Raw genomic sequence first — 17,685 nt, forward strand, 5'->3', positions numbered from 1 at the left:
TAATGCTATTTGTCTTTATTTATTATGCTTTTATAGATGAACAGAAAATCCTACGTTGATAAGATAATCTGCAAATGCTGCATCTCCCTGTACATGTATGCCGGTAGCTGCCGAACGTAATTTATCAGAATAGCTTTGTGTACGATTACGTTCTAACGCAAACGGAACAGAAAGATAGAAGTTTGCTTTCTTGGTCATATAAGAAATCGTTGGCTCCGCAGAAAATACATAGCCCGGACGACGAAAACCTTTATCCCCACCTATCAGATCACTTGAAGGAATTCCTTCCCACCTGACACCACCTGATGCTGTAAGGTTTTTTGTGATCCGATAATCCAATCCGCCCCGAATCATAAACTGATCAGGGATGCTCATCGTACTGCTGAAATACTGAATATTCGCGGCTGAGGTTGCACCACCTCTTGAAGTAGATACACCATTTTGTTCCATCGGATTTGAGAGATAATAAAAATTCCCATACACACCGAACCTTGCTCCGAAATTTCTAAAACCATTTAATTCAAGTGCAATACCTGTTCCGCCGTCGCCTAACTGTATAGACTGATCAACTGGGCCGAGTACTGTGCTATCAGTTCCTCTTGATGTGAGTTTATGAAAATAATCTATAACCTCGTAATTGCCCGTTGCGAATTTAATTCCCAAACCCACTTGCAGATTTCCTTTATGAGATTTTGCCGGATCAAACATCCAGCGGTAAGCAGTAAAGCGAATGTCTCCCAAGCCAAATGCTTTGGTATTGTTTCTTGCATTCGGATGCGTGCTGTTATTACCATAATGCTCATACATAGAAGAACGAACATTAGAGATAATGGGAATATTGATGCCGAGTGACCAGTATTTATTCAATGTTTTGGTTAATGTAAAATCCCAACTTAGGGAATGATTGATCACTTCAGTTCCTTCTTCTATTCTTTCATGTTGTTCCTCTTTTCCTACAAAATGTTTATAGGATTTAAAATAACGGGTATTAAAATTTATTTGCCAACCCTTTATATCACCAGGTTTTGCAAGGCTGCAGGTATTACCATTACTACGGATAGCCACACATCCCTGTGAATTAGAATTTTCAATGCTGATGGCAAACAGAATTGTTATAAGTAGATAAATGCGTTTCATTTTAATTGTTGTTTTAAGTTTCGTTTAATAGCAGTTTATTTTTTTAATTTAAGTCTTGATACTAAATAGGCACCCAGTTTTCTTCCTGCGGCTGCGCCATTATCATTATCAAAACGATAATGAATGCCTCCATATAATCTTGACATGGCTGCTTCTTTTGCTGCTTCACGAAAAGATTTTATTTCTCTGTTGGCAATGCCAAATTCAAGTAATGATGTATCTGTAAAGGATAGGTTATCACCAAACCATGCCGTCATTACTTCACTTGCTGCGGCAGAGTTGGTTGCATGCCCGCTTGTATAAGAAGGGAACGGCGGTGTTTGTATATAAGGACGCCAGTCTTCATCGATCTTATTGATCTCCGTTTCGGGTCTTACATAGTTACTCCTGAATTTTTCATCCCAGCAGCTGATAAAAGCATCGAACAATGCAATAGATGTTTGCGCATAAGCTGCAACGGTGGTATTAAAATCAGCCTTTGCTGCTTTAGCACCAATACCTACAATATTCATCCAGTGACCGGGCGGTGAAAATCTTTTAGTAGCAAACATAACATGACCCGCTACATTCATCTTAAAAGGATTATCATCCCAGAAGTCGGCTATATGTTTGTGTTCATCCGTAAGGTTTTCTCCAATCGTTTTTACTTCCATCAATGCCTGGTAATAAACACTGTTTTTATTTTTTATATCAAAGATAGGAGGAGGTATAGGTTTGAACTGCGATGCAGAGTCCATTACCATTGGTCTTATTTCATTCCAATGCGGTTCAACTGCGGTACCGTACATGGGTGGTGTAGGTATCCAGCGACCTGATACATCGTTCAGTACAGTGTATCTTTCTGCCGTTCTTGTTTGAGCATAGTTATCCTTTTTACTCCATCTCATTATTGCAGCTACAATTGAATCAGAAAACTGAATTGTATTTTGTAAAACTTCTGAAGGCATCCCGATACTCTCTGCCGTTTTTTTCAGTTCATCATAATATCCCATCATGCTACCCTCAGGAAAAGTAACAGCATTACCCACTTTTGAACATGCAAATAATGCGGCCAGCGAAAAGTCAATCGTTTTTCCTGTTTCAGGTTTCGGCATTGGTGGCATATGTTTGATCTGGCCTGATAAAGATTGATAGGACGGGTCGCCTGCTGCGACACATTCATATGCAGCAATATTTGCATATACATAATTACGGCTTCCGATCATTGGCGGAAAATTATTTTCCAGTACAACATCATTCAGCTTTTTAACTGTTTTGCAATAAATAAGTTGGTCATCGAAAACTCTTGAATAATCAGATTTACCTTTTTCACTGCAGCTTACAACAGCAAGCAGCGTTAAAGGCATTAAAAACCTTAATGCTCTCATATTTGTTTAATAAAAAAATTGAAGGAAGTGAATAGATCCTTTCGTTGCAATAGTGATTAACAGTTCCCGGAATGCTCGGGTGGTTGCGCAGGGGTTTGCGGGGTGTACGGATTATTTATGCTTATGTCTGTTATAATCCATGACTGGTTCAGCATTGAAAGCTGGGCCAGTGAAAAATCATTACTGCTTTTTTCGAAAACACTACTTAACAGTTTTACAAGAGAAGGTGTTTGTTTTTGTTGGCCGGGTGCATTAGTTGAATTATCAACTGCTGCTTTTGCCATTTCATTCTCTGCAGTTACAATCAGGTTTTTTTCTTCATGCGGCAGGCAAAGAAGATATAAAGTATTTCCTGTGATCTTTCTTTTTACATAGCGGTAATGCTGACCGTTCCAATCTGTTTCGCCATATACTGACTCATAATCCTTATCAGAATAATAAGGCATGCTGAGCGGAATTTTTACTTCTACTAATTCTTCTTCAGAATATTTTCCTGCGTCAATTTTATTTTCGAGTCGGGCTGTTGCTTTTTGTTCCAGTAAATTAAATACAACACGATAACCTATCGTATTGAAAAGCAATAATGCAAGTAGTAATATGGCAGCAGTTTTTTTCACTGGTTTCGAAGCTACAATTTAGGGTTATTTGTCAAAATATGGGTGCCTGGGAAAGTAATTTTTTACTGCAAACGTTATAGAATGGAAAATAAATCGGGCAGAAGTTAGTTACACCTGTTTTTATCATCGGATAAGCACAAATGAACCCTTTTTTACCAAGGGCCGGCCATCCAGTGTTTCCACTCGAAGGATGTATACATAAAGCCCCGTTGCCTGTTCCATATTACTAAGTTTTCCATTCCAGCCCTTCGACCTATCGGTGGTAAAAAAGACCCGTTGACCGAACCTGTTATAAATATCCAGGCTGATAAGCCGGTTCTTATTTTGAATCGGGTAATTATAATAATCATTCAAACCATCATTGCCCGGTGTAAACCCTGTTGGCATATAAACCGGAAACTCACAATCTTCATAAATAATGATCTCATCCACACCAGTGCCGCATCGATTGGTAATACTGAGTGTGTACTTACCAGGAGTTGTGGCGGTGTAGGTATGATCTGAAATATCTGTTCCCATCCAGTTATAACTTGTATACCCTGAGTCTGCACGCAAAACAATTGGTGCAGTATTTACAAAACAAGTATCCTCACCGAGGTTGATAACCGGTTTTTTTAAAAATTGAATATCATAATAAGCGATGCTGTCACAATTGTTTGCATTTTTTACATTCACATAATACATTCCCGTTTCCCGTACAACAGAATTATCCGGCAGCCGATAGCTTAATGAATTGCATAATTGTGTTTGTGTTGTATCCGACCGGATATTATCACAACAGGTAACAACGCAATCAATATTTGTATTGAAATTGTAATTTGCCCAACTGACGGATTGGCCTATGTCTTCGAAAACAAAAGGAAACGAAGGCCTGATATAATCAACAGTTACACCTTCTGTCCGGTATGTTGATGTGATCGGATCCTTTATTAACTGTGATGGAGTTTGCATGCAATTGATAGAACCATCCGGTTCAGCCTTCATCAATCCAATCAAAGGATATTGCCTCCGACCTGTATAAAAAGAACGGATAGAAGGCTCGCCATCCAGCAACTTATAACCCTGTATTAAACTATAAACATTTCCATAGGCCATCTGGCTTGTTATATCACCGGCCCTGTTCAGTTCAGCATACAATGTTTTAAAACCATCATCCACCAACAGTCTGAATTTCCCGTTTATATATTGAGCATCCATTAAACGACAACCCGGCACAGTATTAAGATAGCCGTCTGCACTATAAAATTGCCCACTTGAACTTGTCTTTAATATCATCGCTTCTCTTGATCCGGGATCTATGCCGAAAAAATTTAATCCGGAATATGAAGTAGAAAGAGCAAGTGTATCATTGGGCAGTTCTAATATATTACTGATGCTTTCTAATGGCACACTCCTATCAGTGGGAGCATTAATATAAAGACCGGATGAGCGGATAAAACTTCCTGTTACAGGATCAATTTTATGTATATACCATCCCATATCGGTAAAAAAAGAAAAGGTCGAATTATATTTAAGAGTGGCCCCGGCAATGATGACCGTGCCGTTACTCAATTGTTTTACGAGCGGAGTGCCGAGTTGTGCACTATCAACATATAGTATCTTATCCCACCAGACAGTTCCATTAAGATTAAAATTTAATAACAACAGTTTTGGGATTGAACTTTTGATAATGGACCCTGCAATTATAAATGAGTTATCCTGTAATCGTGTAATAGAAGAAAGGATCGAATCATTTACATAGTTGTTCATTCTTTTTACCCATAACACATTTCCAAACTTATCGATATGAATTAAAAACGAAGCAGCATCCAGTTCTTCCAACGTGCCGTCGAATCTCTTCTTATATTTTCCGAAACGGGCAGTTACGAGGTATGAACTGTCAGTTGCATTTTCAACTGATATAAAACTGCCTGAATTAAATCCCGGTACAAAATATCTTTTTGACCAAAGCACCGTACCTCTCGGTGAAAGTTTGGTTAACCAGCCATCAGTAGCATCTACGAATTCTCCGTTTATTTTAAGTACTCCGCCAACTGAAAGAATATCTCCCTGGGTTGTAGTGATAACTTTGCTTGTATAAACAGCAGCATTACCATCGTAGTGTTTAAAAAATATATCGGGTGTGCATATTTGTGCATTGATAGTTTGTAAGATCAAACTTCCAAATACCGCCAGCAATACATTGATATATTTTTTATGGAAATACCCCTTCATTAAGTATGAAATGTTTTCATGGTCGTTTCAGTCAGGTTTTATTGGAAATAATTTATACAAGAAGCTTACTTTGAAACCTTGTATGTTTTCCTTTCTGGCCCCACACCTGTTATGGTCAGGCTTTTCCAATTTGCAGGTAAAACAGACTTTAATTGCACAATACCATTCGGTGTAATATCCAGTCCACCAAACCCCATCAGCAAAGATTGAACAATTCCGCCAGCCCCGGTAGCAAAATAGGGATTAGTTCCCCCTTTTGTCTCAGCTATTACCCTGAATGGCGGATTTAGATTGGATAAATAGGCATCTTTAAACCAATGCCAGGCTTTTTCAGGGTCGCCTATCCTTGCATAAAGTAATGAAAAGATAGCCTGTGTCATTGCCGGGGTTCCTTCATTCGGTACCCTTGTTTCATAGTATTGCAGATCCTTTTTTACCTGCGCCAGATCCGTAATATATTTTAAGGGATAGGATAAAAGATTTACATCGGCCTGTTTTATTCCTTCTCCATTATAAGTTGCATGTTCTTTTGTAACTCCATTGTCCAGTTTTAGTACAGGAATATTTTCCGCTACATGCATCCAGTCTGCGTTTGGAGATATTCCTAAAATCTTTGCTGCTTCTGTTGCAAATTTTAAATTGGAAATAGCTGCCGCATTGGTGAATGCATTGTTGTCAACATTCTCGGCCCATTCATCAGCTGCTACCACATTTTTAATATCATATTTACCAGCACCATTTCTTTCCACCCGGCTTGCCCAAAAATCGGCAGTAGCAGAAAGAATAGGATAACCTTTTTCACGTAACCAGTTTTTATCCTGTGTTACACAATAGTAATTCCATGCAGCAATACCAACACAAGCAGTAATATGATGTTCAAACGGACCACTCAATGCCCATACCGGTGTTTCCTCCACTCCTGTTTCTGCACTCTCCCATGGATACATAGCTCCTTTGTATCCTTTACTAAAAGCATTTCGTTTTGCTGCTTCCAATCTTTGATAGCGATATTCCACCATGCTTTTTGCAATTTCAGGATGTAATACGAGTACTGCCGGAAACATCCATAGATCAGTATCCCAGAAGACATGGCCGTTATATCCCAATCCGCTTAATCCCATTGGTGAAGGTGATAAGGCTGTTCCTTCTCTTGAGAAAGAGTACAAATGATAAAGCATGCTATGTACATCCTGCTGTGATTGTGCATCTCCTTCTATAACGATATCACTTTTCCATAATTCATCCCATGCTTTAGTATGAAAATTCAATAGTCGTTCTCTTCCTTCCAGTTTTGCAAAAATGGTGGCACGTTCAGCTTCATTCAACGGATCGTCATGGTGTGCGGACGTAATAGAAGAGCCTGCAATAGAAAAACGATATGTTTCGCCTGCTTTAATTTTTCGGCTGAACTTCATCAGGTGCATATTATTATCCCACATTTCATGGATCACTCTTGGTTCATTGCCATGATTTTCGCTGAATAAAAATGTATTGCTTGCACACATCTGTAATTTACCTGTTGGACTTTTGGCTGTAGAAGTAAGCAGGCTGATGACCACATGTGGCCTGTCAATTTCATTATAATAATTCTGAACATCTTTCATTGCATCCGGAGCTTCCATTACACTTGCCCCAGTAATATTAATATCTTTTTTTGCAGTAATACTTACATCCATCAGAACAGTGTAGGGCAAATGGCGGAGGGAATAGTAGGTATATGAAACGGTAGCTTTATCGCCATAATCAAACGAAGTAGTAAAAGAGGCATTGCGCATATCCAGTTCCTGCTGCATTCCGGCTGCTGATCTTGCATCAATTCTTTTATTATCGATCTCCAGGTACATGTTCAGCAGGTTAAAACTTTTGAGAAAATTGCTTACCCTGCCCCGGCCATATAAGTCGTAGGCCCCGGCCAGCACCACGTCTTTTACCTTAAATGGCTCTGGAGAAGAAACTATTCCGATCATACCGTTGGCCACCGTGATACCATAGTAATTATTTAAATCAATTTTATCAGCTTTAATTTTCCAGGCATCCTGCGCAATCGAAATATTAGCTAACATTGCAAACCCTGAAATGAACAGCAAGCGTATCATCGTTGTTATTTTAGAAACATGAATTTAACCCCATTTGACTAAAACTATATATGAAAAAAGTTATCATCATCCTGCTAACGATTGCAGCTTTGGCTATTGCAGGAGTTTTCATTTTTATTCCTTCTAAAATCAAGGTTTCTTCAGCTACTGTGGTGCTGGCCAATGAGCTTGCGTCTCACCGTATACTGATGGATGAGGCTAATTGGGCCAAATGGTGGCCAAATGAAAAAGTTTTTCAGCTTGACAAAACCAGTTTTAAGCTTACTCAAAAAATGTTGAACGGTTTTGAGCTTGAAATTTCCGGAAAAGGCGAGCCTGTTGCAAGCCAGCTAATGATCCTCCCGATGGCTTCAGATTCTATTAAACTTAGCTGGTCATGTGATATTGAATCAGGCAATGATCCTTTAAAAAGGATTTCGGGCTATAACAGAGCTTCCGTTATAAAAAAGGATCTTGATAAATTATTGCAAAGCCTTGCTAAATTTCTTTCTGATCAGAGAAACATTTACGGTTTTGAAATAAAAGAGATGAAGGTCACAGATTCTGTACTGGTATCTACCCGCAAAACATTTGATCATTATCCCGATGAATTCCAAACAGAAGAAATGATACAAAAACTCAGGCGTTATATAAAAAAGAATAATGCAAAAGAGATGAGCTACCCTATGCTGCATATAAGGGAAGTGGATAGTCTTCATTTCGAAGCGATGACTGCAATTGCAACAGATATAAAACTGCCGGACAACAACGAGTTTGCAAGTAAAATGGTTTTAAAAGGAGGCAATCTTCTTGAAGCACCTGTTACAGGCGGACATGCAACCATCAGAAAAGGTTTTATAGAATATGAAAATGCGATGAAGGAATACAGCTGGACATCTCCTGCTATTCCTTATCAACTCATCATCACCGACAGAATAAAAGAAAGAGATACTACTAGATGGGTGACTATATTGTGTTACCCGGTATTTTAACTATACCAGGTTAGTTGTAAATTTAATATCCTGATCAATACATTAAATATGAACTTATCCGGAAAATATCTTTTTGCAGTTTGCCTGATCGTCGGAGTTTTATCCTGCAAAAAGGAAAACAAACCTGTTGAGGAAGAAAGCCAGGGAACAAACTTCAATTTTTTACAAAAAACTATTCTAAGAAGTCCGGATAACAGCTCCGAGAAAATAAATCTCTATGAATATAATTCAGTCGGTCAATTAGCAAAGATTATTTATTTTGATAAAACCAATGGAATCAGTTCCACCATTAAAAATACTGAGACTTTTTATCGCAGTACTTCATCAAGATTAGATAGTGTAGTATTTATAACCACCGATACAACAGTAATAAAGTATAAAGCTGTGGTTTCATTCACCTATGATTTTACCGGTAAAGCTTCAAAATCTGTTTATACCGGTACACCAGGTTTATCAGCAGGTTCGTTAATGGTAAGAGATAGTTCTCTTTATTTTTATACTGGTGGGCAACTTTCACAACGTACTGACTACAGAAGCCATGATAATAACCCTTATTCTTTGCTCAGGGAACTATATTATAGCTTTGATGTTACAGGAAATTTATCTATGCTTCGTCTAGTATGGCCAACTACTCCATCAATAGATACGGTGAAGTTTACATTTGACAGTAAAACAAATTCAATTCCCGTTGAACGAGGTACTCATTTCCTGGCTCCCGCATTTTATGATGATTACAAGTTTGCCAATAACCCCACAAGTAAAACAGTGCGAAATAGTGATAGTTATACATATGAATATCGTTATACAACTAATAATAAACCACTGTATAGAAAAGAGAAAGTGGTTGGCACGCCTTCTTATGGTGAGTTATTTTATTATTATGATTGATCATTGAAACCTGATCACTCTTGTACTGTCATTGTTTCTTGCAAGAATAAATATTTCTTTACCCCCTGCATTGAGTTTACGGATATGTCTTACTTCACCTCTGGAGATAAGGCCATTCAGGTTTTCGCAAGTGAAGTTGCCATCGCCTTTATTAATAAGTATTGTGCCAATATCTGAATTGTATTTACCCATCTGGATATTGTTGTGGTCAAAATTTCCGGCGAGTAGAATATCGGGACGGTTATCATTATTTGCATCCACTACTATTGCATCCCGGTAAGGAGCTAATTGTGCAAGCCACGGTAATGGTTTGATTGTAAATTTCCAGTTGCCTTCATTGATCATTACTACATTTTCAAAATAATCCGCCGTCAGCACATCCGCTTTCTTCAGCTTATCATTTCCAAACATTTCCTGCAATGTTGCTTTGGCAAAATCCTCTGCATACAAATATTTTTTCTTCATCAGTGGCATTTGTTTCTGCAGTTCATCCTTATTTGAAAATGGGATTTCTTTGTTACCTAAATAATAAGTGATGATCTGTTCTTTTTTGCCGTTGTCATCAAAATCATAATAATACATTCTTACAGGGTGTTCAGCCGTGGCTTTTAAGCGATTATTTAAACCAACATTTCCGGCTACCAGATCAAGATCGCCATCTCCATCTACATCAACAGGCAAAGTAAAATTCCACCAGCCTTTTTTATCAGTAAGATCGATCTTTTCAAATTTTGTCTTTTCATTTTTAAATGCAACAATACTTCCCCATTCCAGTGATATGATCAAATCATTATCACCATCTTTATCTATATCTGCCCAGTCAGCATCTTTTACAAAGCCAATAGTAGAAATTTCCTTGTTGTAAGAAGCTGTTACATCTTTGAATTTACCGGTACCATCGTTTTTTAACAAATAGGATTTCGGAACCTTTCCATACTCCCATGGAACGGCACGACCTCCAACAAACAAATCAACAAATCCATCGCCGGTAAAATCATAAGGAATAGCAGATGATGCTGTCATCATGATATCACCAAATGCACCCGCCAGTTTTGTAAGATTTCCTTTGCCATCATTCAGGAATACTCTTGATTTCAGGAATTCACTGTTGCCATAATATTCATTACCGCCGCTCGCAAGAATTAAATCGATGTGCTTGTCATTATTTACGTCTACAAAACATGCATCTACTTCTTCATAAGTACTATCTGCGTCCAGTGCCGGTTGATCAGATTTAATAAAACGTCCATCAGGCTGCTGGAGGAAAATTGCTGGTTTAGTAAATTTTACAGAGCCAATAAAAACATCATCCAGCCCATCTCCATTTAAATCGCCGGTTGCAAGTGCAGGTCCTTCTCTTGAAGACATAAAAGGGATCAGCGGCTCCCTGTCAAATTCATTGAATGGATTTTCTTTATGCAAATAATTAAGACCCGTACTATTTGTAATGTCTGTAACAGGGTTTGAATAATTTGTTGCAGGTTTCAGTAAAACTGAATAATCAAATTTCGGGAGGCCTTTACGGTAAGTATAATTATTTATTGTATCCTTTATGTATTCGATTTTTTCAAAACTATTATCTGGCCAGATCAACAATAGGGAATCAACTTTTGTATCAGCAAGCCCGATATGTACGGGTATTTCCATAGAACCCTGGAACCCTCTTACAGGAAATTTTTCATATGTTCTTATTTCATTCCCTGCAAATACAATTGCTTTAGCTCCTGTAGCATTTGTATTTTTTACATCTCCTTTCAGTTTCAATTCTATAAATGTTTTTTTTGCAGCACCGTCATTAGAAAGATTTTTATAGATAAGTGCAGGATCGTTGATATTGTTTACTACAATATCCAGGTCACCATCATTATCAAGATCAGCATAGGCGGCGCCATTGGAAAAAGTTTGCTCATCATTTTTTATCTGAGGAGCCATATCATCAAAAGATGCCTGGTGTTTATTCAGGTAAACCTTATTCTTCAGTTTTATCTCTGGAAACTTCTCCACCAATGCCAGATCCTTTTCCTCCAATTTGTTAGCCCTGATCTTTGCCTGCACTTCTTCATTACTTGCATAATTGATATAGTCAATATCATTCAACCGTTTAGGAATGCCATTACTTACAAATAGATCTTTCCAGCCGTCATTGTTAAAATCCAGGAACAAAGAAGCCCAGCTCCAGTCAGTGGCATGCACACCGCTGTACATTCCAATCTCACTGAACTGCGTGTTACCACGGTTTAGCTGCAAGGTGTTTCTTGCAAACTGCGGGTGATAGCCGTATTTTATTTTAAAATGAAAAAGATTATACTCATCCTCTCCTAATGAACGTTTTAATATATACGGATCTTCCGGCAACATATCCATCGAAATGATTTCAGGAAGCGCATCGTTCGTAATATCCGCTACATCCACTCCCATACTAAACTGGCTCGTATGTGTAGTTACATCCTGTAATATTTCTTTAAATGAACCATTTCTTTGATTGATATAGAGATAATCATTTTCATGAAAATCATTTCCAATATAGATATCAGGCCACCCATCGAGGTTGATATCAGATACCGCAATACCTAATCCATAACCGATGATATAGCCCAGCACACCTGAGGTCTTAGTTGCATCGGTAAATTTTCCATTATCATTCCGGTATAAATAATCCCCCGACAATGTATCAAACGTATTGAAGAAAGTTTTGCGTTCATTAAATGTACCATTGAACCGCAGCGAGTGGTTCATCAGGTACATATCAAGATCACCATCAAGATCATAATCAAAAAAAGCAGTTTGTGTGCTGAACCCTGAAAAAGCAAGCCCCAACTGCGTAGCTTCATCAGTATAGTAGGGCACTCCATTTTTATCAATGCCTTTACAAATCAAAAACTGATTTTTGCTTTGAAGAGTTTCATATTTACCAACCCGGCAAATATAAATATCTAACATACCATCATTGTTGATATCAACTACGGATACGCCTGTACTCCATCCGCCATCCTGCGGAATTTTAGCAGCAGTTGTTACATCTTCAAATTTCAGGTTGCCTTTGTTGAGATATAACTTATTGTCGCCCTGGTTAGCAGAAAAAAACAGGTCGATCAATCCGTCATTATTAAAATCACCTGCACCCACACCGGCACCATTATAAAAATACATGTACTTAAACATGTTAAATTCAGCGGTAGCTGTAAGCTTATTTGAAAAATCAAGACCGGTTTGTTTATTCGTCAGCACTTCGAATAAAGCGGGTTTCTCTTCTTTCTTACTGGTGCATGAAAAAAGAAATACAGCTATCGCTGAAAACATAAAACAAATTCCTTGGATAAGATTATTTCTTTCTCTCATTCTTTCCTTTAATCTCTTAACGAAATTTATACATGGCCGGGTAATCATCATTTCTTAAAAACAATAAATAATTACTATTGTCTCCCGGAATTATTTTTATATCCCGCACCATTCCTTTTAAAGAAATACCGGTTTGCGAAGAAGGCATTTCCTCAAATATTCCCTTCCCTTTATTGATAAGCACCAGCCCGTAGTTTGCATCCAATCTTCCGAACTGAGGTAAACAGTCCGTAATATTTCCACCTAATATTAAATCTGTTTTGCCATCCTTATTAATATCATTGCATACAATCGCATTAATGCTTGACAACTGGGCCGGTAAAGGCAATTCTTTAATGGTGTAATTGCCATTACCTTCATTATACGCCACTACACTTTTACTATAGTTAAATGTTTTTATAGTCGTTGTGTTGAGCAACTCCGGCTTAAAAAGCGTCTGAATTGTTTTACTGGCAAAATCATGATGCTTCAGATTTTCCTTTTTCAACGCTGGCATTGCGTCTGTAAAATCTTTTTTCAAAAAAACGGTTATGTCTTTTCCTTTACTTGTTCTTGAAAGAACTTTATCGGGAATACCATTTACATCAAAATCATTTACCCAGAGTTTTACAGGATTAGCGGAATCAGGTCGCAAATAAAAATTATCTCCATAATTACCCAACACCATATCGTTGTCCCCGTCGCCATCCATATCAGCGATCGCTATTGACTGCCACCAACCTGAAAGATGGGCCAAATTGGTTTTCGTTTCCTGGAATTTTCCATTCGTGTATGTAAACACATAAGGAGCCATCCATTCGCCGGTAATCACCAGGTCGTTTTTTTTATCCCCTGTTACATCTGCCCATGCGGCATCAGTCACCATTCCTATTCTTAAAATCTTAGCGTTCAGTTTTTCTGTTACGTCAGTAAACTTTCCTTTGCCATTGTTTTCATAGATATAACTGTAAGGATCCATTCCGTAACTGTATGACATGTTTCTGCCCCCGACAAACAAGTCAAGGTCACCATCACTATCATAATCCATAGGAATAGCTACAGAAATGTTTGAAAAATTAACCGGGAATGCAGTTGAGTCATTTGTAAAATCCCCTTTCCCATTGTTGCGATATAATCTATGTTGCAAGTAACGGTGCCTGGGAGTTTTGTTGTTACCTCCGGCGCCGATAAATAAATCTTCATCACCATCATTATCACAATCAAAAAAACTCAATGCCACATCTTCATATGGCTTATCATTAATAAATGAGCCCTGTTGTTTTTTTACAAAGCCATTCTTTGTTTGTAGGTATAACTGTCCGGGTTGACCTTTTGCACCACCGATAAATATATCCATCAATCCATCTTTGTTTACATCCGCCGTGGCTGCATTCGGCCCCTCTTTTGAAAGCATCACCGGAACATTTCTTTCAGCATAAAAATCGATAAAATCATCTTCAGTATGCTTATCAAAAACAGTAATTGCATTCTCAAAAATTGGTTGTGGCTTATTTAACAATTCATCATTGATGAATGATTCATTACCCGTTTGCTGAATATTGTGTGTCTTATTGATCCCCGGTTTCTGGATCTTAGTAACTGTTTTGTTGGGCCATTCGATCAATAAAGAGTCTACTATTTTGTTTCCAAGACCAGCGATAATTTTATAATCAGTACTACTTTGAAAACCACGACTGGGTATCACTTCGCGACTTATGATCTCGTTGCCACAATAAATTTTTATAAGACTGCCAATCGCATAGGTATTAGCACCTTTACCCTTTAGTTGTATTCCGATATAGTTATTAGATGAAATCTCCCGGCTGTTGTTTTTATATACAAACGATGGCATGTTAACGTTGTTCACTACCATATCAAGGTCGCCATCATTATCCAGATCACCATATGCAGCACCATTTGAAAAAGATAGTTGTGCAAATCCCCAATTCAAGCCTTCATCAGAAAATTTCAGATTACTATTATTCCTGTACGCTTTATTTAACACCGGTACAGAGGGCATACTATCTATAATTTTTTGCACTTCTTCTTTTTCACCGGTCGTTACCATTTTCTGAATGATATCATTTGCAAAAAAATCGATGAAGTCCTGGTCAATTACATCTTTGTAAATCCCATTACAAACATACAAGTCATTCAATCCGTCATTATCTGCATCAAAGATCAATGCGCCCCAGCTCCAGTCTGTAGCAGATACGCCGCTGAAGTGTGCTGTTTCCATGAACTTTCCATTCCTGTTATTTACCTGCAAAGCATTTTGCTGGAACTGGTGATAGAACCCCTGTTTTAGTTTTAGCTGGTAAACATCAATATTATCAAATGAAGAAGTTGTTTTCAGGCGATATTCATCATCAGGCAACATGTCTGTTGTAAAAATATCCGGATAGCCATCATTATTTACATCAGCAAGATCGGCGCCCATTGAAGCTAGGCTGGTATGTTCTATCCATTGCTCTAATTCTTCTTTAAAAGTTCCGTTACGTTGATTGATGTATAAATAGTCCCTTTCAAAAAAGTCGTTGGAAATGTACAAGTCAGGATAATGATCGCCATTGACATCGCCAACCGTTACACCCAATCCAAAACCAATTAAGCTTCCGTAAATATTTGTTTCTGCGCTTACATCAATAAATTTCCCATTTTCATTTTTCAGCAATTTATCGCCGCCGCCTTTTGCAAAATCTTCCACTGGCCAGTCTACCGCCCTTAATTCTCTTTTATTGGAATAGTTTAAGGTATTGACGGGAATAAAACTGTTGTTGAGAATATAACAGTCCAGATCACCATCAAGGTCATAATCAAAAAAAGCAGCGTGGGTAGTATAGCCCTTTTCATCAAGGCCGTATTCTTTTGCTTTATCTGTAAATGTGAGGTCGTGATTATTAATAAAAAGAGCATTGCCTTCTTTGTTCTTCCATTTACTATATCCTGCATTACAGATATAAATATCCAGCCAGCCATCGCTGTTCACATCAGCCATTACTACACCTGTATTCCATTTTCCTAATTGTTCAATTCCGGCTTTTGCAGATATATCTTCAAATTTAAAATTGCCTTTGTTCAGGAATAATTTATTTACGCCCGTATTTGATGTCATCAGTACATCGGGCAAGCTATCATTATTAATATCGCCGATGGCTACGCCACCACCATTATAAAAATTCCGGTAACTGAAAATGTTGAATTGCTTTGTGTTTTCAACCTTATTTAAAAAACTGATCCCGGAGTTTTCAACTAACTCAAAAAGAGTTTCATTCTTTTTCTCCTTACAGGAAAAAAGAAAGAACAACAAGAGTGTAAGAAATGATGCAAGCGAATATTTTAATATAGTGCGAAGCATAAATACGATTTGCAAGATAAGGGTATGACATAAAAAGAAAAGGCCATTTATTAAAAATGGCCTTTTTCTTATGCTATATGCTTGCAGAACTAATAGCCTGGATTTTGTACGAGATTCGGATTAATCGATAACTGCTGGTTAGGAATGGGGAATAATAGTCTTTCCGAAGTAGTAACTCCTTTCAGCTGTCTTGCATTCAGGAATGTTCCAAAACGGATCATATCATTTCTTCTCCAACCTTCCCAATAAAGTTCAAAGCCTCTTTCTTTATAAATTGCATTTAGATCAACTGTAGCTAATGCAGTCAATCCTCTTGAAGGATGTATGCGGATATTGTTCACGATTGCTGCTGCAGTAGCACCATAACCACCGGGGCCTGCTGTTGCAGTACCACCACGAAGGATTGCTTCTGCTTTCATCAATAAGATATCTGCTAAACGGAAAATCACCAGATCATTATCAGCAGGGAATTGATGCACTCTATCCTGAACATATTTTACTACGCGGATACCCGTTACTTCAAGGTTGCTTCCTGATTCTTTTAAAGCTACTGCTTTAGTGAAAGAAAGCGGGTTTCCTTTTCTGTCAAGCAAGTTAACACCAGCGGCATTTACTTGCTGACCCAATAACATTCCTACTCTCATACCTGTTACACTGGTAAATTGAGGACCCAAACCAGTAGTACCGGGATAATTACCAAAATCGTTAGTTGCTGTTTTGCCACCTCTTCTTTTATCATTAGGATCAAAAGCATCATAAAAATCGCCGAGTGTAGTAAAACCATTCCAACCACTTGGATCCGTGTTATAGTGTGTGCCGCAATGATATTGGAACATAGCACCATTGCCCCCCGTACCCGTAGCATTATCGTTTTTCAACGTGTACACTAACTCTTTTCCAATAACATCGTTATTCGGAGTAAAGTTGTCAAAGAAGTTAGTTGGGAATCCGCCAGGATAAGCTGGGAAATCTGCTAATATCTGATCTGCCAAAGAAATTACCTGGTTCATATCTGCCGCAGCAAAAGTTGGTGCTGCACGGTTAGCATAAACACCTTTATTCAGGTAAGTCTTCATCAATAAAGCTTTTGCAGCATTCTTAGAAGCCCTTCCAATTCCGTTACCAGCGGCTAAACCCGGAATAGCTGCATTTAATTCGCTAATGATATAGTCAGCACATTCAGTACCTTTTTTTGTTTCAGGTAATGTTTTGGTCAAATCACCCAATGATGTAGAACGGAAAGGAACCTGGTCCCAACCATCTAATACACACCACATGGTTAATGCCCTGATAAATTTTGCTTCTCCGGCTTGTTGAGCAGTAGGATTGTAATCGAGTACAGTTGTTGCAGCAAACTGAGCCTGTAACAATTCACGGTAGGTATCTGTTAAGTAACCATGATCAGGCGTCCATTTGTGATTATGATAAACACGCCAAACGCCATTATCATCCCAGTCACCACCTCTTGTTGGTCCAACGGCTTCATCAGATGTATGTTCCTGGGCTGCCCAAAAACGGCTTTGATCCTGGAATGGGTTATTTAAAGATCTGTAAGCACCCACGAGAAGGGCTGTAGCATTACCACCACCACCACCACTACCACCACCTTGTGTGGTTTCGCTGTTAAATTTTTCTTCGAGCTTGGTACAAGCAGCGAGAAAAACAACAGCTGTAGTTACTATAATTATTTTGTTGTATTTCATATAGAACAAGTTTTTG

General features: G+C 38.2%; 10 protein-coding genes. 2 read left to right on the forward strand and 8 right to left on the reverse strand.

From position 1 onward, the window contains the following. Positions 1-30 precede the first annotated feature (30 nt). The 5 genes from E6H07_04115 to E6H07_04135 all read right to left on the reverse strand — a co-directional run bounded on the left by E6H07_04115 (position 31) and on the right by E6H07_04135 (position 7,431). On the reverse strand, positions 31-1,137 hold the full coding sequence (locus E6H07_04115) for a hypothetical protein (GenBank protein ID TMI65115.1): 1,107 nt from the start codon (positions 1,135-1,137) through the stop codon (positions 31-33). 35 nt (positions 1,138-1,172) lie between these two features. Further along, entirely contained in the window at positions 1,173-2,483 is a 1,311-nt protein-coding gene (locus E6H07_04120; GenBank protein TMI66458.1) for a vanadium-dependent haloperoxidase, read from the reverse strand. A gap of 77 nt (positions 2,484-2,560) precedes the next feature. Next, on the reverse strand, positions 2,561-3,121 hold the full coding sequence (locus E6H07_04125) for a hypothetical protein (protein TMI65116.1): 561 nt from the start codon (positions 3,119-3,121) through the stop codon (positions 2,561-2,563). Positions 3,122-3,244: 123 nt separating this feature from the next. Continuing rightward, positions 3,245-5,335, reverse strand: a complete 2,091-nt coding sequence (locus tag E6H07_04130; protein ID TMI65117.1) for a T9SS type B sorting domain-containing protein — start codon at positions 5,333-5,335, stop codon at positions 3,245-3,247. Between the two features lie 65 nt (positions 5,336-5,400). Continuing rightward, positions 5,401-7,431, reverse strand: coding sequence for a glycoside hydrolase family 65 protein (locus E6H07_04135; GenBank protein ID TMI65118.1), 2,031 nt, complete (start codon positions 7,429-7,431; stop codon positions 5,401-5,403). A 50-nt stretch (positions 7,432-7,481) separates the two neighbouring features. Here E6H07_04135 and E6H07_04140 point away from each other — a divergent pair, with 50 nt between their 5' ends. Together E6H07_04140 and E6H07_04145 are read left to right on the forward strand one after the other, a co-directional pair. Further along, complete coding sequence (locus E6H07_04140) at positions 7,482-8,402, forward strand: hypothetical protein (GenBank protein TMI65119.1); 921 nt, start codon at positions 7,482-7,484, stop codon at positions 8,400-8,402. A 48-nt stretch (positions 8,403-8,450) separates the two neighbouring features. Next, positions 8,451-9,290 (forward strand): hypothetical protein, encoded by an 840-nt coding sequence (locus E6H07_04145; protein TMI65120.1) that lies wholly within the window; start codon positions 8,451-8,453, stop codon positions 9,288-9,290. On the opposite strand, the gene E6H07_04150 is transcribed toward E6H07_04145, so the two are convergent. The 3 genes from E6H07_04150 to E6H07_04160 all read right to left on the reverse strand — a co-directional run bounded on the left by E6H07_04150 (position 9,291) and on the right by E6H07_04160 (position 17,669). Continuing rightward, the gene (locus E6H07_04150; GenBank protein TMI66459.1) at positions 9,291-12,590 is read right to left on the reverse strand and encodes a hypothetical protein; all 3,300 of its coding nucleotides are present in this window, start codon (positions 12,588-12,590) and stop codon (positions 9,291-9,293) included. 55 nt (positions 12,591-12,645) lie between these two features. Beyond that, entirely contained in the window at positions 12,646-15,966 is a 3,321-nt protein-coding gene (locus E6H07_04155) for a CRTAC1 family protein (protein TMI65121.1), read from the reverse strand. 89 nt (positions 15,967-16,055) lie between these two features. Next, the gene (locus E6H07_04160) at positions 16,056-17,669 is read right to left on the reverse strand and encodes a RagB/SusD family nutrient uptake outer membrane protein (GenBank protein TMI65122.1); all 1,614 of its coding nucleotides are present in this window, start codon (positions 17,667-17,669) and stop codon (positions 16,056-16,058) included. Positions 17,670-17,685 lie beyond the last annotated feature (16 nt).

This window comes from Bacteroidota bacterium, assembly GCA_005882315.1.
Lineage (GTDB): Bacteria > Bacteroidota > Bacteroidia > Chitinophagales > Chitinophagaceae > VBAR01.